The organism is Pseudomonas sp. JUb42 (assembly GCF_024807945.1).
Lineage (GTDB): Bacteria > Pseudomonadota > Gammaproteobacteria > Pseudomonadales > Pseudomonadaceae > Aquipseudomonas.
Genome location: NZ_JANUFD010000006.1, coordinates 283,354 through 308,573 on the forward strand (window position 1 = coordinate 283,354; position 25,220 = coordinate 308,573).

The following is a 25,220-nucleotide window of genomic DNA, read 5'->3' on the forward strand; positions in this document are numbered from 1 at the left end:
CAAGGACTGAGCGCTCATGTTTGACAACGACTCTTCGCCCTCGATCAGCGCGTTTGCCAACGCACCGCTGAGCACCGCCTTCAACCGCGCCTGGAGTGAATGGCTGCTGTTCTGGCAGGCCCTGCCGCGGACCAGCCCGGCGCCAATTCAGGAAGCGCGGGTGGCCGAGGAGATCAGCCATATCGCCCGGCGCCTGTGGCGCAACTGCTTTGCCGCAGTCGGCGAAGCCCAGGGCGATCAGGCCAAAGCCACGCTCTACGCCTTCATTGGTCTGCTCGACGAGTGTCTGTTGTTCGAAAACTGGGCCGGCCAGGGTGCCTGGGAAACCCAGCCCATGGAGGCGCGGCTGTTCAATACCCGCTCGGCGGGCGACCGCATTCCGGTGGCGATCCGCAAGCTGCTGGAAAGTCGCGACCCGGCCCTGCGCGACCTGGCCAATGTCTACCTGCACTGCCTGATCCTCGGTTTTCAGGGGCGCCTGCGCACCGGCAACGGCAAGGGGCTGCATGAAAAATGGCGGCGTGCGCTGTTTGCCTTCAGCCGCCAGCGCCACCCATCGCTCAATGAGGTGCAGACGCAACTGGAACTGCCCACCGCCCGGCAACCGCAACAAATGCCCCTGCGCAACAGCATGCCTGACGGTTATCGCCTGGCGCTGGCGGTAGGCCTGGGCCTGCTGTTGTGCCTGGCGATCAGCCAGGGCCTGTGGTGGAGCATCCAGCAGCGCGTACAGCCGGAGCTGTATCAGGACGCGCAGAAACTCATCACCGAGCAGGCACGCTGATGAGCCAGTTGAGCCTGATCCTGCTGGGCCTGTTATTACTGCTGGTGGTTGCGGTGCTGGCCTGGAAATACTTCATAGTCCACCTCAACGGTGCCAGCCGCAGCTTCTATAACGCCCTTAACGAGTGGGAGCAGTTACTCGGGGTCAACGACCGCTACGAAACGCCCTGGCTGCTGATGGTCGGCGATGACGAACGCAGCGAGCCGCTGCTACAGGGCTGGGGCCTGACCCCGGTGGCACGGCCGGCCTGGTTCGGGCGTTGGTGGTACGGCCCCGAGGGTGCCGTACTGGTACTGCCCCAGGCGCTGTTCAGCCATGGCGAAAACGCCGGTGTGCAGCTCAAACTCTGGCGTCAGTTGCTCGACCTGTTGGTGCAAAGCCGCGCCCGGCGACCATTGGACGGCGTGATCTGGCTGCATGCCATGGAGCAGTTGTCCGGCGACAGCGACAGTGCCGCCGAAGGTGCTGCCGCCCGGCGCAAGTTCATCGATCTGCAACAACGCCTGGGCCTGAGCCTGCCGGTCTATATGGTGATCACCGCCAGTGAAGGCCTCAAAGGCCTGCCGGAACTGATCGACGTGCTGCCCCTGAGCACCCTCGGCACGCCGTTGGGCTGGACCTCGCCCTACGGCACACAAACCCACTGGCACCCGAGCTGGATCAGCCAGGGTGTCGGCCTGATGCAGCAGACCCTGAGCGATCTGCTGGTGGAGATCGGCACCCTGCGCGGTCAGCTCGATACCACCCTGTACCTGCTGCCGCAACAACTGCACAACCTCAACGACCCGTTGCAGTCACTGTGCGACCCGGTGTTTCAGGGCAACGCTCTGGGCGAGGCACCGCGCCTGCGTGGCATCTACCTCAGCGCGACAGCCAAGGTCGACAGCGACGCCGACAACGTCGATCCGTTCGCTGAGACCGGCCCGGTCAAGCTCCCGCCGCCGCTGTTCAGCCAGCGCCTGTGGCGTCAGCGCATCGTTGCCGAACACGGTCTGGCCCAACCCATCGGCCGCATCCTGCATCTGCGCCAGCGCTGGCAGCGCATGCTGGGCCTGGGCACCCTGGTATTCGCGGTGCTCTGGCTGGCAGGCATGATTTGGGCCTGGCAAGACCGCAGCAGCGATGCCCAATCCCTGGCAGACCTGCTGTATGACGATCAACTGCACACCCCGCCGACCATTGACGATGATGCCGCGCGGCAACGCATCCAGAGCTTCTGGCGCCTGCTGATCCTTACCCCGCGCTGGCAACTGAGCGCCCTGACCCTGCCCGGCTCCTGGTTCTCCAACCTCGATCAGCAACTGGCACAGGAACTGCGGGTCCGGGCGCGGGAGCAACTGTTCGAGCCGATCCACAGCCGCCTGCAGCGCGACCTCGACAGCCTCACCGGCGTCACCCCGACGCAACGCGACAACACCACCCTGAGCAGCGCCAACGCTTACCAACAGGCCATCCAGATCGTCAACGATGCAGTCAGCCTGGAAGCACACAACAGACGTCTGGTGCAGAGCGTTCAGGGTGACGAGCGACCATTGGACGACGCGGTCAGCCTGGCCAACGACCTGTTCGGCCTTAATATGGTGCCCAAAAGCCTGCCACTCAACGCCCAGTACAATCAGGTGCTGGCAGTGCCACTCAAGCCGTTGTCGACCTCGCTGGACATGGACGGCGCCAAGCCCAAGGTTTCGGCCCGTTACCTGGCGGCCATGCGCCTGTGGCTGGACACCCTGTTCGCCAGCGCCAACTACAAGAACATCGGCGGCCCGCTGAACGAGCAGCTGCGCAATCTGCAAAGCAGCCAGCGCAGTGACCTGGCCGATCTGGAGGCGATCAGCAACTCCTTCGATCAGTTGCGCCAACTGGTAGCACTGACCAATACCGCCTGGAGTCAGGCTGCAGGTAACGAACTGACGCCGGGCTATCAGGCCGACCTGGAAAAGGCCCGGCACAGCAGCCTGATCAACGTTAATACGGTGGATCAGGTGCAGCGCTACGCCGACACGGCCCGACGCACCTTTCATGAGCGCTGGCTGGAACGCGGCGAGGATCAACTGGGCATCCTGCGCGAGCAAAGCGGCGGCGTGCTGGCCCTGCAAACCAATCTCGATCAGCTCGACCAGGGCATCGACGCGCTGTTGCGCGAGGACTTCAGCCAGGCGGCGCTGAACCGCGCCGGCACCATCTCCGATTCCGGTGAAAGCCTGCACAACCTCGACACCACCGGGCTGGACGCCGCTCTGCACTTCTACACCAGCTATCAGGCGTTCCTGCAACAGCAGGTCGCCGCGTTGCCGGTCGACTATCGCCAGGGCATGATCGGCGCGGCCCGACGTGCCGCCAGCAGCGCCATGTGGAAACGCCTCAATGCCCAGGCCGACAGCTCGGTGCTGATCAGCCAGACCCGTCTGACAGCGTCGTTCAACCTGCCGGTGGACAAGGCGCGCCAGGTTCTGCAGGCCTTGGGTGATGTCGGTGACAGCCGCCAGGTCGAACTGCTGCGTCGCGAACTCAATGGCCGGGCCATGAGCGACCTGCGCCGCGCCGCTGAAGATCTGCAGCGCCTGCCGCTGCTGCACCTGCCCATCGACTTCAGTCAGTGGGACGGCACGCCCAACCTGTCGTTGCGCAGCTTCCGCGAGCCGGATGTGCAATCGCTCAAGCTCTCCCTGGGCCGGCAGTTCAGCCTGATCGGCGATGGCGTCGACAGCATCCGGCCGGCCATTGACTGGCTCGGTTCCCAACGCGAATACCTGAATACCGGCGAAGGCATGATCGTCGACGAGTTTGTCGAAACCACCCTGGCCATGAAGAAGTTCGGCGAACAGAACCCGACGTCACCGCCCCTGCTCTATCAGCAACTGCTGGTCCGTGACTTCAACGACATGGACCTGAGCACCTGCAGCAAGATCCTCGGCGCCAGCGCTCTGCCCGACGGTCGCGGCCGCCTGGCGACCCTGGCCCGCAACGCCTGGGACCAGGCACACCTGCGCTGCGCCGCGCTGCAGGACTCCAAGGCATCCATGGCCTGGCAGCAACTGAGTACCTACTTCAATACCTATCTGGCCGGACGCTTTCCTTTCGTGGCCAAGGATAACGGCATCGATGCCAACCCTGACCGGGTCCGTGAGTTCCTTGAGCTGATCGATAAATACAAGGCCGATGCCTACAGTGGCCTGCAAGGCAGCAACTCGATCAATAGCGGTGCCGCCGCCGAGTTTCTGTTCAACCTGCAAAATGCCCGGCTGTGGCTGGGCCCGTTGTTGATTCGCGACAAGGAAGGCCTGCGCGGCCTGGACCTGGAAGTGCGCTGGCGCACCGATCGTGAAGAAGAGCGCGGTGCCGATCAGGTCATTGACTGGAACCTGGCGACCGGTGCCCGGGAAGTCAGCTACCCCGCCGAGAGCATCAGCCACGCCAACTGGGTGGTAGGCGAGCCGGTACGCCTGGCCCTGCGCTGGGCCAAGGGCAGCAACCAGCGACCGCAGGATGACTCGACGCAACCTAACCTGGCCATTAACGACCTGCAGGCCAGTTGGTCCTACGAAGGACCCTGGGCCTTGCTGCGCTTTATCCGCAGCAACCAGGCCAGCAGCCTGTTCACCAGTCAGAATGACGATGACCGGCCGCTGGCCCTGCATGTGCCGGTGCGCTCTGACGCCAAGAGCAATGCCAATGCGCAGATGTTCCTGCGGTTCGCCATCAAAGCCATCGGCGGCAAGCAGCCCCTGACCCTGACGCCGTTACCGGTCAGCGTACCGCCGTCGCCCTACAACACGGTTTATCCGCTTCCTGTGAGCAGTATCGAGACGCAGCCATGATCGAATCTTCCACCCTCGCCAGCCTGCGCGAGCAACTGCCGGCCCTGCTCGCCCCCATCCCCGGCGCCGACCCGGCCGGGCATGACCTGCAGCAGGAACCCGAGTTCGCGGTGTTGCACGAGGCCCGGCGAGAAGATGACAGCAGCCTGCCGATGGGCGTCTGGGAAAGCGAACTCAAACGGGCCGACTGGGGCAAGGTGGAAATGCTCGCCAGCGACCTGCTCGGTCATCGCGGCAAGGACCTGACGGTGGCCGCCTGGCTGGGTGAAGCCTGGCTGCAACGTTACCGTTTCGATGGTCTGTATGCGTCCCTGGAGCTGTTGTGCGAACTGGGCGAGCGCTACGGTGCGGCGCTGTATCCACGCCCGCAAAACGAGGAAGCCAGCTGGCTCGGGCCACCTCTGGCCTGGATGGCGCGCAAGTACGTCGAGGTACTCTGCTCGCGCACGCCCTTGCTCGATGCGCATATCCGCGATGTCGAAACGCCGACCCAGATGCAATGGCAGGACACCCTGCGCAAGGCACGCAATAAAAGCGAAGACCGCCGCTCCCTCGCGGAAGCCGCCGAGGGTCAGGCCAATCTGCGGCTGTGGCAGGACATGGTGCTGAGCGTGCCATTGGCCGAGATCCAGCAGCAGGTCCAGGTGTTGCACGGCTGCATCGAGAAGCTTGCACAGCTGAACCGCTGGAGCGATGCACACCTGCTGGACGAAGCGCCCAGCTTCAGCGCCCTGCAAGCCGCCATCGAGCGGGTTATCCAGACCTTGCAGGAGTTGATCGCCATGCACCCGCAACCTGTTGTGGCGCCGGTCCTGCTGGACGTGGTGGTGGAAACGGTGGCCGTGGAGGCACCTGCGGCGCCGGTTGCCGCCGTGGCCATGGGCTTCCCCGATTCCCGTGATGCCGCCTATCAGCAGCTCAAGGTAATTTCCGACTACCTGGCCAGTGTCGAGCCCCACAGCCCGGTGCCCTACCTGATCGAGCGCGCCATCGAGTGGGGGCACATGCCGCTGCGCGAGCTGCTTGGCGAACTGGTCAACGCCGATGTTGATACCCGGCGTATCTGGTCGGTGCTGGGCGTTTTGCCCTGAGACAACGCTATGATCTGAACGGGACTGAGATCCTGTAGGAGCTAAGCGGCGGTTCAGACGGACCAGTTCGCAGCCTGCGGCAGCTCCTACAAGTCCCTGCATCAGCAGCATCCCTTCAAAGGATTTGAGGAACCATGCTCATGAACAAACACCCCGATGGTGAAGTGATCGTGGTTTTCAACGCCGGCTCCTCCAGCATCAAGTTCGCAGTGTTCGATGTCGGGACCGGTCAGTTGCCACGCGAGCCCCGCTGGTCAGGCAAAGTAGAAGGCATTACCGGAGCGAATCCGACCATCAGTGAAGACAGCGGCGCACCCTGTCAGCTGTCCCTGGACCCCGGCAAGCCCTACCACGCGGCCATGGATCACATTCGCCAGCGGTTACGGGTCAAGCTTGAAGGCCGGGCTATCCGGGCCATTGCCCATCGCGTGGTGCATGGCGGGGTCAAATACCACCAACCGGTGTTGATCGATGCTGCGGTACTGGCCGACCTGAAAAGCTACATTCCCCTGGCTCCGTTGCATCAACCCTTTGCCCTGGATGCCATCGAAACCCTGTTGCTCAGCCGTCCGGATCTGCCCCAGGTAGTGTGTTTCGACACTGCCTTTCACCAGACCCTGCCCGACGTCGAGAAAATCCTGCCGCTGCCCTGGACCGCCTGGGAAAACGGCCTGCGCCGCTATGGCTTTCACGGTTTATCCTACCAGTATCAGTCTTTGGCCCTGGCCGAACGTTACGGCGCACTGGCCATGGGCCGCACGCTGGTCGCGCATCTGGGCAGCGGCGCCAGCCTGTGCGGCATGCAAGAACTGCGCAGCGCCGTCACCACCATGGGTTTCTCGGCCCTGGACGGCCTGATGATGGGCACCCGCAGCGGCGCCCTCGACCCCGGCGCGGTGATCTACCTGATGGAAATCGGCAAGCTGAGCCTGGAGCAGGTCAGCCATATGCTTTATCACGAGTCCGGCCTGCTCGGCGTCTCGGGAATTTCCGCCGATCCGCGCGTGCTGCTTGAGTGCGAAGCCGACAAGCCACGAGCGGCGATGGCGCTGGCGTTGTATCAACGACGTTTCCTGCATGAGGTCGGCGCCCTGATGGCGGCCCTTGGCGGCCTGGACATGCTGGTATTTACAGCAGGCATCGGCGAGCACAATGCCGAGATCCGGCGGCGCTTATGTGCGGCGTTGAGCTATCTCGGTATCGAACTGGATGACGCCGCCAATCGTGCTCATGCAGCGGTGATTTCCACCGCAGCCAGCCGGGTCAAGGTGGTGATCGAGCCAACCAATGAGGAGTGGGTGTGTGCCATGACGGCTCATCACCTTACTGATTGATGCGATCTTTGTGTAGGCGCTGCCGAAAGCTGCGAACCGACACTATCTGACACGCCGCTTTCGCAGCCTTCGGCAGCTCCTACAGTTTTATCCGGGCGGGCGCGGAAGAACTCACAGAAGAAGCTGATCGCACCGAACACTGCGATAAACGTCAGGATCAGCATGCCGAGGGTTGAGTTATTCATGGGGAAAGCCCTGTGGTGGAAGACAACCCCGGCAGTAATCCACTTCCCGCGTTCGCGGCGCAATCGACTCTACGGGATCTTTACGCGCTGGCCCCGGCTGATACGCACTCTATACGCGGGCAGCGCTGCGGCCTGGAATATCCGGTAATAGTCGCGGGCTGAAAAAAGAGAAGGGAGTAGATATAAATACCGCCTTTGCGTCCTGCCAAGGCTCTAATCTGCGCGCCTTCGTTGCCTCGGCAACGAGCGGATTTGACGATCCGACGCAAAGCTTTACGCCTCAGCTAAACACTTTTGATCCTCAATCGTGCTATGGCGGCTGCGTATGGAAGATCCTCGGATCTACCGGTTCTGCGTCCCGGTCGTCAATCCATATGTAGCCGCCACCCATTCGCCTGACGACGATGCAGGCGGCATTCATTTAGACGTAGAGGTTTGTTGATGACAGTTAATAACCTGCAAGACCGCTATACCCCCCTCTCCCACCCCGGCCTCGACAGCCCTGTCCTGATGCTCGATACCCAGGCTTCACTCAAAGACCTGCACGCCTGCACCGTGCTGCGGGTCAATCTCGTGACCCGATTCCTCGACACCCTGGCCAACCTCAAATGCACCGGCGCCGACGAACACGACCTCGTTGCCCTCGCCGGCACGGCGCATATGCTGATGCAGGAAACCTGTGATGTGAACCGGGCGATTGAAGCGCGGTTGTGGCGTGGGGCTCAAGCGCGTCTTTAACGCGTAAGCCGGCCTCTAACAGCCCAGAATCTACTGATTCTACAAAACTCTGTGGGAGCGAATTCATTCGCGAAAGCCGAATTTCAGAAGCTACTGATGCATCGACTGTACTGGCCTATTCGCGAATGAATTCGCTCCCACCAGATTTTCTAACACCCCCCGCCAACTGTTTACTCTGCAACAGCGCGGCGCTATTGACGGGGCCAGCGCCTGCAGTTACTCATCCAATCCAGCAAACAGAATCACCGCCGCCCGCAATTTGTCCGCGCCAAAGCAACTCATGCGATTGAAATCGGAATGACTCACCGGCAAATGCTGACAATCCAGCGCCTGTCGATGCTGGCTATGGTCGATATCCGGGTCATGCAGATAAACAAAGTCCTGATCGCAATCGGTGACCATCACCCAATGCGGCGCCTTGGAGCGGGTCAGCCTGTAGCTGCTGATCAATACCAGCGGCCTGCCGCCCTCGGCCAGCAAACGCGGCAGGTTCAGTGGCTGATTATGCAGCTGACGAACATCGCTGGCCTGCAACTCGCGCTCGAACTCTTCATGCACCAGGCGCATCACCTGCTTCTTGTGCTCATCGCGCACACCACCGAGAAACAACGGCCCCGGCACCGATACCAGCAGGCTCACGGCAAAACCCCGTCGGGCCGCCGCCAGGGCCAACCCCTGCGGGCTACAGCCGCCATGGCCGGAGGTCATGAACACCGTGGTCGCTTCACGCCACAGTTGCAGCTCCTCACGCCGCTCCATGGCACGCGCAGGCTGCAAGGCTTTCATCGCCATCAGCAGGCACGCCGGGCCGCAGGTGAAATCCAGGGTTTGTTGGTAATACGGCACCTGACGCATTTGACTGGCGCTGGGTTGCAGAATGCGCTTCTCGTAGCGCAGGGCCGGGGCATGATCCTGATAGTAATCCTCGACTTCGGCGAAGCGTCGATAGCCCATGCGCTCGTACAGGCCGATGGCAGTAGGGTTATCGGGGCGCACCTCCAGACGCAGGTAGGCACAATCACGCTTGCGGGCCTGTTCCTCGGCCTTGCCCAGTAACTGTCGGCCCAGCCCCAGGCCCCTGGCCGAATCGGCAATCGCCAGGGAATACAGACGCCCCAGCGAGGTGCCGCGATGGAACAGCACCAAAGCATAGCCGCACAATTGCCCGCCGCCCTCGGCGACGATCAGGCAGGCGTTGGCCCGGCTGACCATCCAGTGGAAATTGCGCGCCGATAGCCGATCCATGGCGAAGCATTGATTCTCCAATTGCATCAATGCGTCGACATCCGCCGCGGTGGCATCGCGATATATAAAGTTCATGGGCACCGCCGTAAAAGTTAAGTAACGAAACGGGACATTTCCAAAAGCACATGCTTAATAGAAACGACTTGTTCCCCAATGGATCGACTACTTATGTCTGCGGTGCCGGTGAAGATGAATGAAGTATCGACGCAACTTTCCCGTTCGGCAATCACGAAAAACATGGCGTCGGGCCGGGCAGGCAGCAGCCAGAGCCAACTGTTGATCATCGTTGAACGCCTTGAGGACTGGGCCTCGTACTTTCCCAGCGAGGACCTGATCAGCGCCCAGGACTACCTGGAAAAACCGCAACCCGACAACAGTGGCAAGCGCGTTCAAGTCATCAATCTGTGCCGCAGTTATAAATACCTTGGTCACGGTTACTACTGTTCTCTCTTGGCCGAAGCCCGCGGCCATCACGCATTGCCCTCGGTAAAAACCATTAGCGAACTGACCCGTAAATCGCTGTACGGTCTGGCCCTGGATGACCTGGACAAGTTACTCGAACATACCCTGCTCGATCATCCTTATAACGACACCGAAGCCTTTACCCTCAGCCTGTATTTCGGCCAGACCACCCTCGCGCCCCTCAAGGACCTGGCCCGACAACTGTTCGAAGCCTTTCCCTGCCCGATCCTGCTGGTGGAGTTCCGCAAGCGCGGTAACTGGCATATCACCGGGATCAAGGCCGGCGCACTGCCGCGTCTGCGCGACGCTCAACAGGACGAATTCGCCCTGGCCCTGGACGGTTTCAGCCGCAAGATCTGGCGTCAACCGCGCTCGCGACGCGTGGCCCGCTACGACCTGGCGATCCTGCATGACCCGCTGGAACAACTGCCGCCGTCCAATGCCAAGGCGCTGGCCAACTTCATCCGGGTCGGCCAAGGCCTTGGCATTGATGTCGAACTGATCGAAAAGAAAGACTACGCCCGCCTGGCCGAATACGACGCGCTGTTGATTCGCGAGACCACCAGCGTCGATAACCACACCTACCGTTTCGCCAAAAAGGCCGAAAGCGAGGGCCTGGTGGTGATGGACGATCCGGCGTCGATCCTGCGCTGCACCAACAAGGTCTACCTGACCGACCTGCTCAAACGCCAGGGGCTGGGCATGCCCTGCACCGAGATCCTCTACAAGGATCGCCCCGACGATCTGGATCGGGTTGCCCAAAGGCTGGGCTTTCCCCTGGTCCTGAAAATTCCCGACGGCTGCTTTTCCCGTGGGGTGATCAAGGTGCAGGACCGCGAGGAAATGCTTGAAGCGACCGCGCAACTGTTCGAACACTCCGTGCTGTTACTGGCCCAGGAGTTTTTCTACACCGAATACGACTGGCGCATCGGCATTCTCAATCGCAAGCCGATCTTTGCCTGCCAGTACTTCATGTCCAAGGGCCATTGGCAGATCTATAACCACAAGGCCAAGGGCGGCGAGATCAACGGCGAATGCCGGACCATGGCCGTCCACGAGGCACCCCGCGCTGTCGTGGAGTTGGCGCTGCGTACCGCCAACCTGATCGGCAACGGTCTGTATGGGGTCGACCTCAAGCAGTCCGGGGACAAGGTGGTGGTGATCGAGGTCAATGACAATCCCAACCTGGATGCCGGTATCGAAGATGCCTATCTGAAAGATGATCTTTACAGCCTGGTGCTTGAGGAGTTTGTCCGCCGCCTGGAAATCAAGCGCCTCGGCCAGGCGTGGTGAGGCGATGATCAAGTCACTGCGACTGCAAGACGGTCGGCTCTACCCCGCCACGCAACAACCTGCCCAGGTGTTATGGTGCAGCAAACCCGATGTCGGCGACCACGACTGGTTGCGCCTGCACTTTCGCCTCGATGAGCACGCCGTGGCCTCGGCCCTGGACCCGGACGAGGTGTCGCGTATCGAGTTTCATCCCGACTCGCTGTTTCTGATCTGGAAGCGCCCGCAGAGCTACTCGGGGCAGGACAACTTCTCCTTCGATGTATCGTCGTTCGGCCTGCTGCTGCGTGATGATTGCCTGCTGCTGATCTGCAACGACGACCAGCCCCTGAGCGGGCTTGGCCGTCGTGAGATGATGAATGGGCCGATGGATGTGTTGCTGGACTTGTTGTTCAACAATATTCATCACTATCTCGGCCACCTGAAGGTGATCAAGATGGTCGCCCGGGAGTTACAGCAGAAATTCAATTCGTCCCTGGAAAACCGCCATCTGCTGCAGATGTTCAACCTCAGTGAGAGCCTGGTCTATTACATCAACGCGCTGCACAGCAACGGCGCAGTCCTGACCCGCTTGCGCAACCACGCCGAAAAAAAGCATTACAGCAGTGATTGCCTGGGGCTGATCGACGACATGATCATCGAGAACAACCAGTGCTACAAACAGGCAGAGATCTATTCGACGGTATTTGCCGGGCTTATGGATGCCCGGGGCAATCTGGTCAACAACAGCACCAATAACCTGCTGCGCAAGCTGACACTGATTAACGTGGTGTTCCTGCCGCTGAATCTGGTGGCGGGGATTGGCGGGATGTCGGAATACAGCATGATGACCGCACCACTGCCGTGGTGGTGGTCTTACACGGCACTGATCGTGGCGATGCTGGGGATGGGCGCGGCGATGGTCTGGGGGTTGCGGCGGATGGCCAGGGCGTCGTGATCAAGCAGAGGAAACACCAACCTGTGGGAGCGCGGCTTGCCCGCGAAGACAATATTTCAAACGATATAGCTCTATCGGATTCACTGGCCTTTCGCGGGCAAGCCTCGCTCCAACGGGTCGTCTGAAGAATCGATCAGGTGTCAGCTCGGGCAACCCACCGGCCCATTGTTCAAGCCCTGCTTGTAGTTTTCATACTCCAGCGATGCCTTGCCATTGACCCACTTGAGGGTCAGGACCAGCACCGAGTCGAAATCGTCACCGGTCCAGTCGTCCACCAGTTTTACTTTGTGGCCGGAGGCTTGCTGCGCCACCTTGTTGACCAGCTCTGGCAGATAGCCGTGGGACCAGGCGGTGTACACCGTTGCATCATGATATTTGTCGCGCAGCAGCTCTGCGGCCAGATCGGTGGTGTCGTTGGCGTCGTAGTCGATATTGATCGGCAGGCCGAGCTTGATGGCGCTTGGGCCGACTGTCATCAGAGGGCGCAGGTAGCTGTAGGACTTATCCCCGGCGCCTTCTTCGACGTGGCGGCTGGGGTTGGCGGCAAAGATGAAGTCAGCCTTGCCGAATTCCTTGGGCAGTAACTCCGACAGGTCGATGGCGCGGTTCAGGCCCTGGCAGTTCAGTTGCCCCAGGCCCATATCAGGCTTCTCGGCGTGGCGCAGGAACACCAGGGTCTGGGTGCCGTTGGCCGGCTCCGCATGCACGCCCAATCCGGCACCGAGGCTGAACACCGACGAGGTAATGATCAGCACAGGCAAAAGATAGTACCTGCCGTGCTTGCGTATACGGCTGAATAGGGGCGCTTTGAAAAAAGTCATGGGGGATGGCAGTCCGGGTATACGTTTAGGAAAGTACGACCGTTGAGGCGGGCCGCCGTGCAGCCCTGGATGACATCCTGTCGATCAATCGCCCGTCTTTGCTTAGGCTGTCTGAGAGTAGTGGCAATTTATTTCGGTATGAAGAACGCAGCAATCAGACGCGCAAATCCCCAAGTGGTTGCATCCGCCGGTCAAATAAATGACTTTTTTGATGATTTCTCGCAACAAAATATTTCGAAAAGACAAGGTGTTACAGCCACGGATCACTGTTGGAGCGAGGCTTGCCCGCGAAGGTGACAGTACATCAGACGGATACTCAGGGTCCGATCTACCGTCTTCGCGGGCAAGCCTCGCTCCAACAGATCACTGCGGCATCGCGGATAAAGGAATCACCGCCCCGCGATGCTGTATCACGGTACTGGCCAACCGATGCCCGGCCTCGGCCGCCGTGACCGGCTCCGCGCCCAGCAGCCGCTCGGCCAGATACCCGGCACTGAACGAGTCCCCCGCCGCCGTGGTGTCGACCACCTGGGCGACCGCCTGGGCCGGGATCTCGAAGCGCTGGCCTGCAGCCTGGACCACGCAATGTTGCGCGCCACGCTTGACCACCACTTCAGCGATATCACCGTAGGCCGCCAGCAGTTGCCCGGTATCGGCATAACCGTACAGGGCCTGCTCGTCGTCCTCGGTCAGCAGCGCCAGGTCCACCTGTTGCAGGCAATCCCGATAAGCCGCCCGGGCCTGCTCGACGCTGGCCCACAAACGCGGCCGGTAATTGTTGTCGAACACCACTTTCGCCCCGCGACTGCGCGCTTCGCTCAGCACTTGCAGCAAACGCGCCCGGCCCTGCTCGCCGAGCACGGCCAACGTAATGCCGCTGAAATACAGCACGTCGTATTTCGGCAAAGCCTTGAGGATCGGCTCGGCCGCCGCCGTGGTGAAGCAGTCCCGCACCGCCGCTTCATTGCGCCAGTACAGGAAGCGCCGCTCGCCATTGCCGTCGGTCTGGATGCAATACAGCCCCGGTAAACGCCCCGGCAGACGCTGGACCTGATCGAGGCCGATGCCTTCTGCCGCCCACTGCCGACACATGGCGTCGCTGAAGCTGTCGTCGCCCAGGGCCGTGACGTAGTCCACCTGCGCCCGGCTGCCCAGCAGACGGGCAAGGTAGACGGCGGTATTCAGCGTGTCGCCGCCAAAGCTCTGGTGCAGACTGCCATCGGCATGCTGCTGCAACTCGATCATGCATTCGCCGATCAGGGCGATGCGCAGATTGGATTCAGGCATGGGCTGGCCCTCAGAAACAGGTATCGAAGGACTCGATCACCGCCAGGTCGTCACCGACCAGGCAGCCCGAACGCCATTTATCGAACGTCAGGCAGGGGTGTGAAGTGCCGAAGGCAATGATGTCGCCGATCTTCAACTCACAACCCGGCGCCACCGTCATAAAGGCATGTTGGTCCATGACCGCGGTGACCTTGCAGGCGCTGACGTCTTCGCCCACAGCAGGCAGCACACCGGCCTTGTAGCGCAGCAGCGGCATGGGCAGACCAGCGTCATAAGCGACGTCGCGCTTGCCCAGGGCGATCACGGCAAAGCCCGGCTCCGGCATGGATTGCACATGAGCCCAGATTTCCAGGGCCGGGCGCAGGCCTTCGGTGAGCTCGGTGCGACGGTCGAGAACGCAGCATTGCGCGTCTTTATAGATGCCGTGGTCGTGTACCACGTAGCTGCCAGGACGCAGCACGCTGAGGAAGCGCTCGCGCACAGCCTTGGCGTCGAAGGCTTCGGCGATCAAGTCGTACCAGGCCGAGCCCGAGGCGGTGACGATGGGCCGGTCCAGAGCAAAGGCGCCCTTGTCCTGCAACTGCACGGCGAGGCTGACCAGCGAGGCCGCAAAAGCCTTGATGCCGCTGACAGCCTGATCTCCGTGAATCACCCCTTCATAGCCTTCGATGCCGGTCAGGGCCAGGGCCGGTTGGGCGGCGATGGCAGCAGCCAGGGCCAGGACTTCCTGCTCGGAACGGCAACCACAACGACCGCCAACCACGCCGTATTCGATCATCACGTTCAGACGCAGGCCGCGGGCGCCGAAGAATTCGCCCAAGGCAGCGACGTTATCCGGGTGATCGACCATGCAGTGGAAATCAAACTGGCTGTCGGCAAGCAGCTCGGCGATCAGCGCCATATTCGGCGCGCCGACCAACTGGTTGGCCATCAGCACCCGACGCACGCCATGGGCATAGGCGGCGCGGGTCTGCACGGCAGTGGCCAGGGTGATGCCCCAGGCGCCTTCTTCCAGTTGGCGACGGAACAGCGCCGGAACCATGCTCGTCTTGCCATGGGGCGCAAGCTCGGCACCGCTGTTGCTGACGAAAGCCTGCATCCAGCGAATATTGTGTTGCAGCGCTTCCTGATGGATGACCAGGGCAGGCAGGCTGACATCACAGACCAGGCTGTCACCGGGTTGCGCGGCGCCTTTTTCTACAGCGGCAATGCTCATTGTTGTTCTCCTGAAACAAAACACTGGATGCTGAATTGGAACGCGATCCGTAGGACCGGCTTTAGCCGGTCCTACAGCCGGTCGTTCAGTATTGGATGGGGTTGGAACTGAGCCCCATCAATCATTGATCCGGCGAGCCAGGCCGTTGGCGCTGTCGATCAGCACCCGGCGATACTCGTCGTAGTTTTTCTTCGCGTCGGCCCGGGGCGCGACGATGCACAGGGTAGCCATGCAGATGCCATGCTCGTCCCGGACCGGGGAGGCGAAGCAATGGGTAAAGGTGTCGGCGACGCTGTCGAAGGAAAAGAAGCCCTCTTCCCCCGCGCGACGAATTTGATCGATGAAGGTTTGCAGCGGCAATCGCTCACCGTCGGGCAGGATGAAATCCTCGGGGTCGATCAGGTCACGGATCGCCTGGTCGCTCAAATGGGCCAGTAACAGGCGACCGGAAGCCGTCCAGGGAATCGGCGCGTCTTCGCCGATATCCGAGGAAATACGGAAGTGCCGCTCGCCCTCTTTCATCAGCGCCACGGTGTATTTACGCCCATTGAGCAGGCACATTTGCGCGGTTTCCCGAGTCTGGCTGACGATCTCGCCGAGGCTGGCTTCGGCTTCGCGGGTGAAGTCAAAATGACGCAGGTGCGCCTGACCAAGGAAATACAACTGCCGGCCCAGATAGACATGGCCGTCCTTGCCGACGGTTTCCAGGATGCGCCGTTCCAGCAGCGAGCCAACCAGTTCATAGACCGTCGATTTCGGGCTGCCAATGCCGCTGGCGATTTCATTGGGCCGCAAGGGCGTACCCTTTTCCTTGAGGAAATCGAGAATATCGAACGCCCGGTCCAGACCACGGGCCCTGCGTTTGATGGTGTCTTCGGTCATGTCGGTGCTGTCCATGGAAAATTGCCCCGCAGTTTACCTTCACACTTCTCATACCGCGCTAGGCAACAAACCCGGACAAGAAAGCAATTAATGGTGGGAGCGAATTCATTCGCGAAGAGGGCGGTACATTCGACACATCTTTAGTGCCTGAAACACCGCTTTCGCGAATGAATTCGCTCCCACCTTACAGAGTTCACCTCTGTAATGGAGTTGGTTACACCGCCTTTTTCTTATAGGCAATGCAATCAATCTCAACCTTGCAGTCCACCATCATATTGGCCTGCACGCAGGCCCGGGCCGGGGCGTGTTCGGGGCTGAAGTATTCGCCGAAGACCTTGTTGAAACTCCAGAAGTCCCGTGGGTCTTCCAGCCAGACGCCGACGCGCACCACGTCCTTGAGTTCGTAACCAGCTTCAGTGAGGATCGCGACCAGGTTCTTCATGGTCTGGTGGGTCTGCTCAACGATACCGCCATTGATGATCTCGCCATCAACGGCAGGCACCTGGCCGGACACATGCAGCCAGCCATCGGCTTCGACGGCACGGGCGAAAGGACGGGGCTGGCCGCCGCCAGCGGTGCTGCCTGCACCGTAACGAGTAATGCTCATGGGGATCTCCTGTCAGTGAGCTTAAAAGCGGATGTTCTTGAGGAATTCGCTCAAGCGCGCGGATTTCGGCTGCTCGAACAATGTCTTGGGTGGGCCCTGTTCCTCGATGCGGCCCTGGTTCATAAAGACAATCTGGTCCGACACTTCATAGGCGAAGCGCATTTCGTGGGTGACCAACAACATGGTCATGCCCTCTTCGGCCAAGTCCTTGATCACGCTGAGCACTTCGCCAACCAGCTCCGGGTCCAGCGCCGAGGTGACTTCATCGAACAGCATCAGGCTGGGATTCATGGCAATGGCGCGGGCAATGGCCACGCGCTGCTGCTGACCGCCGGACAGTTGCCCCGGAAAGTGATCGCGACGCTGCAACAGGCCGACCCGGTCGAGCCATTTTTCGGCCAGTGCGACGGCCTGATCCTTGGGCATCTTCTTGACCTTGAGCAGGCCCAGCGTGACGTTCTGCAAGGCGCTCAGGTGCGGAAACAGGTTGAACTGCTGGAACGCCATGCCGGTCATGGCGCGGTGCTGAGCGATGACCCGCTCGGCATGGCGCACGCGCTTGCCGTCGATGTCGCTGTAGCCGATGTCCTGGCCGTCAAGGCGGATATGCCCACCCTGGAACTCTTCCAGCAGATTGACGCAGCGCAGCAGAGTGGTCTTGCCCGAGCCGCTGGAGCCAATCAGGGTCACCACGTTGCCCTTGTTCATGCGCAGGTCGACGCCCTTGAGCACCTCGACTTCGCCATAGGACTTGTGCAGGCCTTCAATGCTCAACAGCGCCGGGGCGACTGTTGCGGTAGTGATATTGGTCATGGCAGGGCCACCCGTTTTTCAATGAATCGCCCGAGCAGCTCGATGGCGTAGTTGATGATAAAGAACAGAAAACCGGCGAACAGATAGAACTCCAGGGTCATGAACGTCCGGGCGATGATCTGTTGGGTGCTGAGCAGCAATTCGGCGACGCCGATCACCGAGAGCAGGGTCGAAGCCTTGACGATCTCGGTGGACGAGTTGACCCAGGTCGGCAGGATCTGCCGCAGCGCCTGGGGCAACAGTACGTATGCCAGGGACTGCTGGAACGTCAGGCCAATTGCCTTGCCCGCCTCCAGTTGCCCGCGAGGGATGGCCTGCAGCGCGCCGCGAACGATTTCTGCAACGTGGGAACCGCAGAACAGCGTCAGGCCCAGGGCACCGGCCTGAAAAGCGCTGATCTGCCAGCCCAGGGCCGGGGCCATGTAAAACACGGCCAGTACCAGAACGAATACCGGTGTGCCGCGAATAAGGTCGACATACAGGCGAAACGGCAGGCGTGTCAGCGTGTTGCCGTAGGTCAGGGCCAACCCGGCGAACAGGCCGATGAACGTGCCGCAGACAATCGCCAGGGCCGAGCACTGGATACTGGTCAAAAAGCCTGACCACAGGGTTTCCCGGGCGGCCCAGAGCACTTGCAGCCAAGTGAGTGGTGGATTCATCACAGCCTCCTAACGGCGTATCGCCAAGCGCTGTTCGAGGTAGCGCAAGAGCATGGCAATGAGATAGCAGGCAGCGACATACAACGCCGTGGTCACCAGCCAGGTTTCGATCACTCGGTAGCTTTCGACGTTGATCTTGCGTGCGTAATAGGTCAGTTCCGGCACGGCAATGGCCGCGGCCAGGGAGGTATCCTTGAACAGCGATATAAAGTTGTTGGACAGCGCCGGCAAAACGTTGCGCAGCATCACCGGCACAAGGATGTAAGCCCGCACCTGCCATTCACCCAGGCCAATGGCCAGCCCGGCTTCACGCTGGCCCTTGTGAATACTCAGCAGGCCGGCGCGAAACACTTCAGTCAAATAGGCCCCGGCGTAGAACGACAGGGTGACGATGAACGAGGACAGCTTATCCAGGCGAATGCCCAGTCCGGGCAAGGCAAAGTAGATCAGCAGAATCAGCACCAGAATCGGCGTATTGCGCACCACGGTGACGTAGACCGAGGCCAGCACTCGAAGCGCGCGATAACGCGACAACAAGGCAAAAGCCGCCATCAGGCCGATCACGCAACCGATGGCAATGGAGATCAGTGCCAGCTCAAGGCCTAGCCCCAACCCCGCCAGCAGGCTGGGAAAATCGCGCCACACGGCGGAAAAATTCAACTGATAGTTCATGGTCAGCAATACCAGGGACGGGCAAGCCTTGCGGCCCACCCTGCCCCATCAATCAAGGTTCGACTTATTTGAATTCCATCGGGAAACCGATCGCAGGCGTCGGCAGATCCACGCCGAACCATTGTTTGAACGACGCGGCATACATCGGGAACTCCACGCCGGTCATGGCTTCATGCAGGGTGGTGTTGACGAAATTCAGCCAGTCCTGGTCGCCGCGCTTGACCGCACAGGCGTAGGTCTGCGGGCTCCAGGCGTAAGCCGGGGAACGATAGCGGCCAGGGTTCTGCACCATCAGATACTTGACCGAGGACTGGTCGGTGGCGGCGGCATCGGCACGGCCGGAATTGACCGCCTGGTACATCAGGTCAACGCTGTCGTATTGATCGACCTTGGCCTGAGGCAGGGCCTGGTGCACCAGTTCTTCGGCGTAGACGTTCTGCAACACGGCCACGGTAACGCTGGAACCGGCGGCCTTGAGGTCGTCGATTTCCTTGTACTTGCTAGCTTCCGGCAGCAGCAGGCCGACGCCTTCGCGGTAGTACGGCAGGGTGAAGGCCACCTGCTGGGCGCGGCTGGCGGTGACGGTGATGAACTGACAGGTGATATCGACCTTGTCCGTCAGCAGGTTGGGAATTCGCGCATCGGAGGACTGCACCACGTATTCGACCTTGCTCGGGTCGTTGAACAGACCCTTGGCAATGATGTGCCCGATATCGATATCGAAGCCGTGCAGCTTGCCGTCAACACCCTGGAAGTGCCAAGGGGCGTTGGTGCTGCCGGTGCCGACCACCAGAGTGCCGCGTTTCAATACCGTATCCAGTTTGCTGTCGGCTGCCTGCACCGAAGTGACCAGGGTGGCTGTTGCCGCCAGCGCAAATGCACAAGCTTTTAGAAAGGAAGGTCCGCGATGCATGACATGAACTCCGCCGAGATAAGTGTTTATTCCGCTATACCGGAACTAGGTATGTAACAACGGAATAGACAGCAGAAAGTGTGCCACAGAACCCCATGGCCCGGGCAAGCCCGAAAAAAGCGATTCAGATCAAGGTAATAACAATTGCCGCAGCGGTGGCTGGCGTGAATGCAAGGGGTAACCGTCTGCTACCGGCTCACCCAGCGCTGGGTAACAAGGCCCCAATGCAGTGCGCGATTGCGCCACAAAGGCGCAGTGCTATATTCGCAGTTACATCCATACGACTCCCAAGGAGCACCATGTCCCTGCCCGAACAGCCGCATCAACGTGCGCTGGCACTCTTTCTCGCGGATCGCCCCGCACTGCAGGAAACCCTGGACCACCTCAACCCCCTTGCCGCCCAGGCTGCGGGGCTGACGCAACAGCAATACCGGGAAGAGCGCCTGCACGAAGCCTTCGAGGAAGAAGCGCAACGCCTGGGATTGTTCGCCTGGGAACTGACCTTGCAACTGACCACCGAATCGCCGCAGCACTTCGAAGCACAGCGCCTTGAAGTACATAAGGAAGTGGCCGAGATGGCCGGAATGGAATGGGCGGAGTATTGCGAGTTGAATGGGCTCAACAGCGCCGGATAAGCGGGATATACACAAACCACCAGGGCAAACTGTGGGAGCGAACTCATTCGCGAAGAGGCCAGTGAATACAATAGACATGTATCGTTTGTAGGGCCCTATTCGCGAATGAATTCGCTCCCACGACGCATCAGGCAGTTTCTCATGATGAGGGAAGCAGCTTTATACTCCAGCGCACACAGACGCGCGGGCAAACTTTTATTTATTCGACAACCCCCTCAACTGCTTGGTTTCAAAACCGCTTAAAACCCACCAGCCTCAGACCAGTTTCAGTACATTGGCAAACTCACTTCAATTTCGAATACCCCCCATTAGGATTAATTTCATATCGGGATCCACAACCATCACCATAATTATTTCGGCATCCGTTAATGGGATCTTTATAAACACCATCCCACGTACCGAGTGACTCAATACTCCCAGCCGGAGGAATACGCACTAACTGATAACGCCGCTTTTCAACAAGATCCAGGAGATACTTTCTCTTATAACTATCGCTGTAAAGATAGCGCACCCCTTTCGTATCCTTGAAATTGACAGGGGGAAAATCATCATATACCAACGAATCGTCAGGATTAAAGTCGATTCGCGCGCCAGGAGCGCTATCATATTCCACCATCACCAGATAGTCATAATGGCCCTCACCCTCACTTTCGGCACCTGTAGACTTTATGCAATTAGTGAATGCCTGAGAAGTATCCTTGCCTGCCAACCAAATGACGCTAAAATCATAGCTACTAAACTTCGACGAGCCTTCAAAGATCGCGGGCGCAGCCCTCAGCAAGTCCACACAACCTTCAACCTTTGCGGGATCTAAAGGAGCGGGGTTTACATCGGCACTAGCAATTAGCGAACTAAAAGCCGACGATACAACAAGCGCCACCCCTACAGCGCCTTTTACATAACCAACCATTTTGGTCACCTCACGTACCTTTCAATGCATGTGACGCAATCACGCGCCATGTATAGCACTGTCAATTGTGGACCAATTAAAAATCGAACGATAGATTATAGCGCGATAACATACACCGCATTTAAAGCATTCACCGCAAGAGACGGCACGCTTTCAGCATAGCGCTAATAACAGCCAGGGCATCACAACGGGAGCGTATAGTGAGGTTGGTGCGCTTGACGTACTCAAGCAGCGCCTGATCCAATCGCGTCTGCAAGCCACTTCCCCCGTCTTGAAGTAGTTCACGACTTCAGCAGAGAGGCGCAAATAACCCGCCCTCAGCGGCCCTTGCCCCCTGGCGGCGAACGAAGGAGTGATCCCAAAAGGGGAGGACGACCTGCCCCACATTGGTGTCATGAAAAACTTCGAAGATCATGGATCTACACGATTTAATCAGACATACAATTAAACAGGCCGTGCCTCCCTAGATTGGCGCGCCTGGAGCCGCTGCCTCGTTGGAGTCAAGCTTGCGAACCGGGCGACGAGGTAGGCCACATCGCGCCCTGGCATCACGGGAAAACCTCGCTCCAACGGATTACTGTTTTGTTGAGAGACAGCATGGTGTTTCGGAGGCCAAGGCAGCTCCGACAAAAATTGCGCTCCAATCATGGCATTTGCGTGTTGTCCATCATGAGCGAAGCAAAAGCCTTGTTTTGATACTTCAAGGGTACACCGCAAGTGGCTGAGCCCTCGTTAGCATCAGGTGTTGCAGCCAGCGATTTATCGAGTGGACTCAGCCAGTTACATCGCCATCGATTTCGAGTCAGGCTCAGATGTTGTGGGAGCGGATTTATCCGCGAAAAAGTCTGCACGATCATGACTTTTTCGCGGATAAATCCGCTCCCACAGAATTCGAAATACCTCATACGCAATACTTAACGCAGACAGAGCCAATGAATTCGCTCACATAGATTCAGAGACAGGTCGCGATAGCCGCTACCCGCCGCTCCGAAACCTCGCCACTGCGCCTGGTGTAGTACTCGACCAACGTACCGCGCCCTTGGGCATACACATCGGCAAAGAATTCGTTCTCAGTGGTAAACACCGTATGACCGCCCTCGCCTCTCGGGTTCATGAACACATCGAAGCTATTGCCGAACAGTTTTTCATCCTGCCAGGCAATCTGCAGGCATTGCGCCACGGCGGCTTCTGGCTTGTCGCTGGTCAGGGTCTGCTTCGGGCCACCCGAGCGCGCCATCCCTGAAGGCGCGGCGCACCCGGCCAGCAACGCGGCAGTGAGTACACAGAGTAGAGTTTTCATGGCATGCCTTTGCGGAAAAAGCGCGATTCTATCATCGCCCCCGCATCACGCCAGTTCGAACAGCACATCCTGGGCACCTTCCCACAACGTCTTGACCCCCAGCTTGCGCAGGTTTTCCTTGCCTTCGACGATGGTCAGAAAATGATTGCCCGCCAGTTGCCCCATCTTGCTGGCGAAGCAGCAGGAGCCATAGGCCACAAGCAGCTCGGTTTCGCTGTAACCGCCGGGATAAAACAGGATATCGCCCACCGAAGGATGGCTGGTGGCGTTCTCAAAATCGATGGGCTTGCCGTCCAGCGCCAGTTGGTAATCGCCCAGCGGCACCCAGCAGCCTTCGCCACTCCAGCGCACATGGATGAATTTCTGGCGGTAAGGCAGCAGCTGCAGGAACGCTGCCACGGTCTGCGGGGCGTCAGGGTTGGTTTGGGCGAGGAAGGAAAAGCCGCCGGCAGTGATTTTGAGGGTGGTCATGGCTGGTCTCATGGTTGGAGGTAAACATAGATCAGCATGATTCAAGCGTGCCTTCAATCAAAGAGAAGCGTTTGCGCCGTACCAACGGATTATTGTTTGCCGATGGGAAGTTCTGTATCAGGAATGCCGTTGTTCTTGCAAAAATCGGACTCCAATCGAGGCGGTCAGTTTTTGTCCGCCAGTGACGAAGCAAAAGCCTTGTTTTGATGCTCCTCGGGCAACCGGAGATGCCAAACCACCCACCTGCCCGACCAATCAAACACTGACCGTCGTACAACTGTCGTCACACCTATGCGACAATGCCGCCCAAAGTCTGGCACGAACCCCGCATACATCTTCCCGCGCAGCTCGACACATCCCTGTCGATGCTGCTGTAGACGTTTGCGCGATGATCAACTCAGGCTCGGATTTGAGTGAGCCGGCAAAACTCAAAATTGGTATCGAATCGGTTCCGGTTGTCAGCAATCGAACCTAAGTCATTGATAGGTAAAGTAATTGATCTCCACAGCTAACATCACGATGCAGTTCGGCGCCAAACCCTTGTTCGAGAATGTCTCGGTCAAGTTTGGCGGCGGTAACCGTTACGGCCTGATCGGCGCCAACGGCTGCGGCAAATCCACCTTCATGAAGATCCTTGGCGGTGATCTGGACCCTTCCGGTGGTCAGGTGATGCTGGAGCCGAATGTGCGCCTGGGTAAATTGCGCCAGGATCAGTTCGCCTACGAAGAATTCACCGTGATCGATACCGTGATCATGGGCCATGAAGAGCTGTGGAAGGTCAAGGCCGAGCGCGATCGCATCTATTCGCTGCCGGAAATGACCGAAGAAGACGGCATGGCCGTGGCTGAGCTGGAAACCGAGTTCGCCGAAATGGACGGCTATACCGCCGAATCTCGCGCAGGTGAACTGCTGTTGGGCCTGGGTATCGGCATCGAACAGCATTTCGGCCCGATGAGCGAAGTCTCGCCAGGCTGGAAACTGCGCGTGCTGTTGGCTCAGGCGTTGTTCTCTGATCCGGAAGTGCTGTTGCTCGACGAACCGACCAACCACCTGGACATCAACACCATCCGCTGGCTGGAAAACGTGCTGACCCAGCGCAACAGCCTGATGATCATCATCTCCCACGACCGTCACTTCCTGAACAGCGTGTGCACCCACATGGCTGACCTGGACTACGGCGAGCTGCGCCTGTTCCCGGGCAACTACGACGAGTACATGACCGTGGCGACCCAGTCCCGCGAGCAACTGCTGTCGGACAACGCCAAGAAAAAGGCGCAGATCACCGAACTGCAATCCTTCGTCAGCCGCTTCTCGGCCAACGCCTCGAAAGCCAAGCAGGCCACGTCCCGCGCCAAGGCAATCGACAAGATCCAGCTGGCCGAAGTCAAGCCATCGAGCCGCGTGAGCCCGTTCATCCGTTTCGAACAGACCAAGAAGCTGCACCGTCAGGCGGTCATCGTCGAGCGTATGGCCAAAGGCTTCGACGGCAAGCCGCTGTTCAAGGATTTCAGCTTCCAGGTTGAAGCCGGCGAGCGCGTGGCGATCATCGGCCCGAACGGTATCGGCAAGACCACCCTGCTGCGCACCCTGGTCAATGAACTGACTCCGGATGCCGGTAGCGTCAAGTGGACCGAGAGTGCCGAGCTGGGCTACTACGCCCAGGACCACGCCCACGATTTCGAAGACGACGTCAGCCTGTTCGACTGGATGGGTCAGTGGACTCAAGGCGAGCAAATGATTCGCGGCACCTTGGGCCGGATGCTGTTCTCCAACGACGAGATCCTCAAGTCGGTCAAGGTGATTTCCGGTGGTGAGCAAGGCCGCATGCTGTTCGGCAAGCTGATCCTGCAAAAGCCAAACGTGCTGATCATGGACGAACCGACCAACCACTTGGATATGGAATCCATCGAAGCGCTGAACCTGGCGCTGGAAAACTATCCGGGCACACTGATCTTCGTCAGCCACGACCGCGAGTTCGTATCGTCCCTGGCCACGCGCATCATCGAGCTGAGCCCCAATGGCGTGACCGACTTCAGCGGCACCTATGACGATTACCTGCGTAGCCAGGGTGTTGTTATCTGAGCTAAAAATGCTGCTTAGATCGGAGTAGCGCAAGGTTTGGTTGATAAAAGCCCTGTCGTGATGACAGG

23 protein-coding genes are annotated in these 25,220 nt (G+C 59.6%); 9 read left to right on the forward strand and 14 right to left on the reverse strand.

The genetic code is table 11. The features are described 5' to 3' along the window. Positions 1–16: 16 nt before the first annotated feature. The 4 genes from M2401_RS14310 (at position 17) to M2401_RS14325 (ending at position 7,027) form a co-directional block, all read left to right on the forward strand. A complete protein-coding gene (locus tag M2401_RS14310; RefSeq protein ID WP_259103767.1) occupies positions 17–784 on the forward strand; it encodes a DotU family type IV/VI secretion system protein in 768 nt (255 codons plus the stop codon). After that, positions 784–4,602, forward strand: coding sequence for a type VI secretion system protein (locus M2401_RS14315; RefSeq protein WP_259103768.1), 3,819 nt, complete (start codon positions 784–786; stop codon positions 4,600–4,602). Before M2401_RS14310 ends, M2401_RS14315 begins: the two co-directional genes overlap by 1 nt. After that, positions 4,599–5,693 carry a type VI secretion system protein TssA gene (tssA, locus tag M2401_RS14320; protein ID WP_259103770.1) on the forward strand — a complete coding sequence of 365 codons (1,095 nt, stop codon included), beginning with the start codon at positions 4,599–4,601 and terminating at the stop codon, positions 5,691–5,693. The genes M2401_RS14315 and tssA overlap by 4 nt, the downstream gene beginning before the upstream one ends. Positions 5,694–5,833: 140 nt before the next feature. After that, the gene (locus tag M2401_RS14325) at positions 5,834–7,027 is read left to right on the forward strand and encodes an acetate/propionate family kinase (RefSeq protein WP_259103773.1); all 1,194 of its coding nucleotides are present in this window, start codon (positions 5,834–5,836) and stop codon (positions 7,025–7,027) included. Here the strand turns inward: M2401_RS14325 and M2401_RS14330 are convergent. Beyond that, entirely contained in the window at positions 7,012–7,212 is a 201-nt protein-coding gene (locus M2401_RS14330; protein WP_259103775.1) for a hypothetical protein, read from the reverse strand. The genes M2401_RS14325 and M2401_RS14330 overlap by 16 nt on opposite strands. 441 nt (positions 7,213–7,653) lie before the next feature. Between M2401_RS14330 and M2401_RS14335 the strand changes: the two genes are divergently transcribed. Further along, the gene (locus M2401_RS14335) at positions 7,654–7,950 is read left to right on the forward strand and encodes a hypothetical protein (protein ID WP_259103777.1); all 297 of its coding nucleotides are present in this window, start codon (positions 7,654–7,656) and stop codon (positions 7,948–7,950) included. Between the two features lie 216 nt (positions 7,951–8,166). On the opposite strand, the gene M2401_RS14340 is transcribed toward M2401_RS14335, so the two are convergent. Further along, a complete protein-coding gene (locus M2401_RS14340) occupies positions 8,167–9,270 on the reverse strand; it encodes a GNAT family N-acetyltransferase/peptidase C39 family protein (RefSeq protein WP_259103778.1) in 1,104 nt (367 codons plus the stop codon). Between the two features lie 93 nt (positions 9,271–9,363). On the opposite strand from M2401_RS14340, the gene M2401_RS14345 reads away from it, so the two are divergent. Together M2401_RS14345 and M2401_RS14350 are read left to right on the forward strand one after the other, a co-directional pair. Beyond that, a complete protein-coding gene (locus M2401_RS14345) occupies positions 9,364–10,950 on the forward strand; it encodes a RimK family protein (protein ID WP_259103969.1) in 1,587 nt (528 codons plus the stop codon). 4 nt (positions 10,951–10,954) lie between these two features. Continuing rightward, positions 10,955–11,884 carry a magnesium transporter CorA family protein gene (locus tag M2401_RS14350; protein WP_259103781.1) on the forward strand — a complete coding sequence of 310 codons (930 nt, stop codon included), beginning with the start codon at positions 10,955–10,957 and terminating at the stop codon, positions 11,882–11,884. A 140-nt stretch (positions 11,885–12,024) separates the two neighbouring features. Here M2401_RS14350 and M2401_RS14355 read toward each other — a convergent pair whose 3' ends face one another. The 9 genes from M2401_RS14355 to M2401_RS14395 all read right to left on the reverse strand — a co-directional run bounded on the left by M2401_RS14355 (position 12,025) and on the right by M2401_RS14395 (position 19,754). After that, positions 12,025–12,705, reverse strand: coding sequence for a hypothetical protein (locus M2401_RS14355; protein WP_259103782.1), 681 nt, complete (start codon positions 12,703–12,705; stop codon positions 12,025–12,027). 363 nt (positions 12,706–13,068) lie between these two features. Continuing rightward, positions 13,069–13,992 carry a sugar kinase gene (locus M2401_RS14360; RefSeq protein ID WP_259103784.1) on the reverse strand — a complete coding sequence of 308 codons (924 nt, stop codon included), beginning with the start codon at positions 13,990–13,992 and terminating at the stop codon, positions 13,069–13,071. A gap of 10 nt (positions 13,993–14,002) precedes the next feature. Beyond that, complete coding sequence (locus tag M2401_RS14365; RefSeq protein WP_259103786.1) at positions 14,003–15,208, reverse strand: amino acid deaminase; 1,206 nt, start codon at positions 15,206–15,208, stop codon at positions 14,003–14,005. 117 nt (positions 15,209–15,325) lie between these two features. Further along, positions 15,326–16,090 carry an IclR family transcriptional regulator gene (locus M2401_RS14370; protein WP_259103971.1) on the reverse strand — a complete coding sequence of 255 codons (765 nt, stop codon included), beginning with the start codon at positions 16,088–16,090 and terminating at the stop codon, positions 15,326–15,328. A gap of 214 nt (positions 16,091–16,304) precedes the next feature. Further along, positions 16,305–16,697 (reverse strand): RidA family protein, encoded by a 393-nt coding sequence (locus M2401_RS14375; RefSeq protein WP_259103787.1) that lies wholly within the window; start codon positions 16,695–16,697, stop codon positions 16,305–16,307. 21 nt (positions 16,698–16,718) lie between these two features. Beyond that, positions 16,719–17,510 (reverse strand): amino acid ABC transporter ATP-binding protein, encoded by a 792-nt coding sequence (locus M2401_RS14380; RefSeq protein ID WP_259103788.1) that lies wholly within the window; start codon positions 17,508–17,510, stop codon positions 16,719–16,721. Then, positions 17,507–18,169, reverse strand: coding sequence for an amino acid ABC transporter permease (locus tag M2401_RS14385; protein ID WP_259103790.1), 663 nt, complete (start codon positions 18,167–18,169; stop codon positions 17,507–17,509). Before M2401_RS14385 ends, M2401_RS14380 begins: the two co-directional genes overlap by 4 nt. 9 nt (positions 18,170–18,178) lie before the next feature. After that, positions 18,179–18,841, reverse strand: a complete 663-nt coding sequence (locus M2401_RS14390) for an amino acid ABC transporter permease (protein WP_259103972.1) — start codon at positions 18,839–18,841, stop codon at positions 18,179–18,181. A gap of 64 nt (positions 18,842–18,905) precedes the next feature. Next, the gene (locus M2401_RS14395) at positions 18,906–19,754 is read right to left on the reverse strand and encodes a transporter substrate-binding domain-containing protein (RefSeq protein WP_259103791.1); all 849 of its coding nucleotides are present in this window, start codon (positions 19,752–19,754) and stop codon (positions 18,906–18,908) included. Between the two features lie 299 nt (positions 19,755–20,053). On the opposite strand from M2401_RS14395, the gene M2401_RS14400 reads away from it, so the two are divergent. Then, complete coding sequence (locus tag M2401_RS14400; RefSeq protein ID WP_259103793.1) at positions 20,054–20,389, forward strand: DUF6388 family protein; 336 nt, start codon at positions 20,054–20,056, stop codon at positions 20,387–20,389. A gap of 283 nt (positions 20,390–20,672) precedes the next feature. On the opposite strand, the gene M2401_RS14405 is transcribed toward M2401_RS14400, so the two are convergent. The 3 genes from M2401_RS14405 to M2401_RS14415 form a co-directional block, all read right to left on the reverse strand. After that, the gene (locus M2401_RS14405; RefSeq protein ID WP_259103795.1) at positions 20,673–21,308 is read right to left on the reverse strand and encodes a hypothetical protein; all 636 of its coding nucleotides are present in this window, start codon (positions 21,306–21,308) and stop codon (positions 20,673–20,675) included. Between the two features lie 943 nt (positions 21,309–22,251). Further along, entirely contained in the window at positions 22,252–22,599 is a 348-nt protein-coding gene (locus M2401_RS14410) for a YgdI/YgdR family lipoprotein (protein ID WP_259103796.1), read from the reverse strand. Positions 22,600–22,644: 45 nt separating this feature from the next. Further along, on the reverse strand, positions 22,645–23,070 hold the full coding sequence (locus M2401_RS14415; protein WP_259103798.1) for a DUF3830 family protein: 426 nt from the start codon (positions 23,068–23,070) through the stop codon (positions 22,645–22,647). A gap of 495 nt (positions 23,071–23,565) precedes the next feature. On the opposite strand from M2401_RS14415, the gene M2401_RS14420 reads away from it, so the two are divergent. Further along, on the forward strand, positions 23,566–25,152 hold the full coding sequence (locus M2401_RS14420) for an ABC-F family ATPase (RefSeq protein WP_259103799.1): 1,587 nt from the start codon (positions 23,566–23,568) through the stop codon (positions 25,150–25,152). Positions 25,153–25,220 lie beyond the last annotated feature (68 nt).

Bases quoted from the DNA above. Each gene is read 5' to 3' on its own strand.
- M2401_RS14310 (WP_259103767.1), top strand. From the start codon at position 17: ATGTTTGACAACGACTCTTCGCCCTCGATCAGCGCGTTTGCCAACGCA.
- M2401_RS14315 (WP_259103768.1), top strand. From the start codon at position 784: ATGAGCCAGTTGAGCCTGATCCTGCTGGGCCTGTTATTACTGCTGGTG.
- tssA (WP_259103770.1), top strand. From the start codon at position 4,599: ATGATCGAATCTTCCACCCTCGCCAGCCTGCGCGAGCAACTGCCGGCC.
- M2401_RS14325 (WP_259103773.1), top strand. From the start codon at position 5,834: ATGAACAAACACCCCGATGGTGAAGTGATCGTGGTTTTCAACGCCGGC.
- M2401_RS14330 (WP_259103775.1), bottom strand. From the start codon at position 7,212: ATGAATAACTCAACCCTCGGCATGCTGATCCTGACGTTTATCGCAGTG.
- M2401_RS14335 (WP_259103777.1), top strand. From the start codon at position 7,654: ATGACAGTTAATAACCTGCAAGACCGCTATACCCCCCTCTCCCACCCC.
- M2401_RS14340 (WP_259103778.1), bottom strand. From the start codon at position 9,270: ATGAACTTTATATATCGCGATGCCACCGCGGCGGATGTCGACGCATTG.
- M2401_RS14345 (WP_259103969.1), top strand. From the start codon at position 9,364: ATGTCTGCGGTGCCGGTGAAGATGAATGAAGTATCGACGCAACTTTCC.
- M2401_RS14350 (WP_259103781.1), top strand. From the start codon at position 10,955: ATGATCAAGTCACTGCGACTGCAAGACGGTCGGCTCTACCCCGCCACG.
- M2401_RS14355 (WP_259103782.1), bottom strand. From the start codon at position 12,705: ATGACTTTTTTCAAAGCGCCCCTATTCAGCCGTATACGCAAGCACGGC.
- M2401_RS14360 (WP_259103784.1), bottom strand. From the start codon at position 13,992: ATGCCTGAATCCAATCTGCGCATCGCCCTGATCGGCGAATGCATGATC.
- M2401_RS14365 (WP_259103786.1), bottom strand. From the start codon at position 15,208: ATGAGCATTGCCGCTGTAGAAAAAGGCGCCGCGCAACCCGGTGACAGC.
- M2401_RS14370 (WP_259103971.1), bottom strand. From the start codon at position 16,090: ATGACCGAAGACACCATCAAACGCAGGGCCCGTGGTCTGGACCGGGCG.
- M2401_RS14375 (WP_259103787.1), bottom strand. From the start codon at position 16,697: ATGAGCATTACTCGTTACGGTGCAGGCAGCACCGCTGGCGGCGGCCAG.
- M2401_RS14380 (WP_259103788.1), bottom strand. From the start codon at position 17,510: ATGACCAATATCACTACCGCAACAGTCGCCCCGGCGCTGTTGAGCATT.
- M2401_RS14385 (WP_259103790.1), bottom strand. From the start codon at position 18,169: ATGAATCCACCACTCACTTGGCTGCAAGTGCTCTGGGCCGCCCGGGAA.
- M2401_RS14390 (WP_259103972.1), bottom strand. From the start codon at position 18,841: ATGAACTATCAGTTGAATTTTTCCGCCGTGTGGCGCGATTTTCCCAGC.
- M2401_RS14395 (WP_259103791.1), bottom strand. From the start codon at position 19,754: ATGCATCGCGGACCTTCCTTTCTAAAAGCTTGTGCATTTGCGCTGGCG.
- M2401_RS14400 (WP_259103793.1), top strand. From the start codon at position 20,054: ATGTCCCTGCCCGAACAGCCGCATCAACGTGCGCTGGCACTCTTTCTC.
- M2401_RS14410 (WP_259103796.1), bottom strand. From the start codon at position 22,599: ATGAAAACTCTACTCTGTGTACTCACTGCCGCGTTGCTGGCCGGGTGC.
- M2401_RS14415 (WP_259103798.1), bottom strand. From the start codon at position 23,070: ATGACCACCCTCAAAATCACTGCCGGCGGCTTTTCCTTCCTCGCCCAA.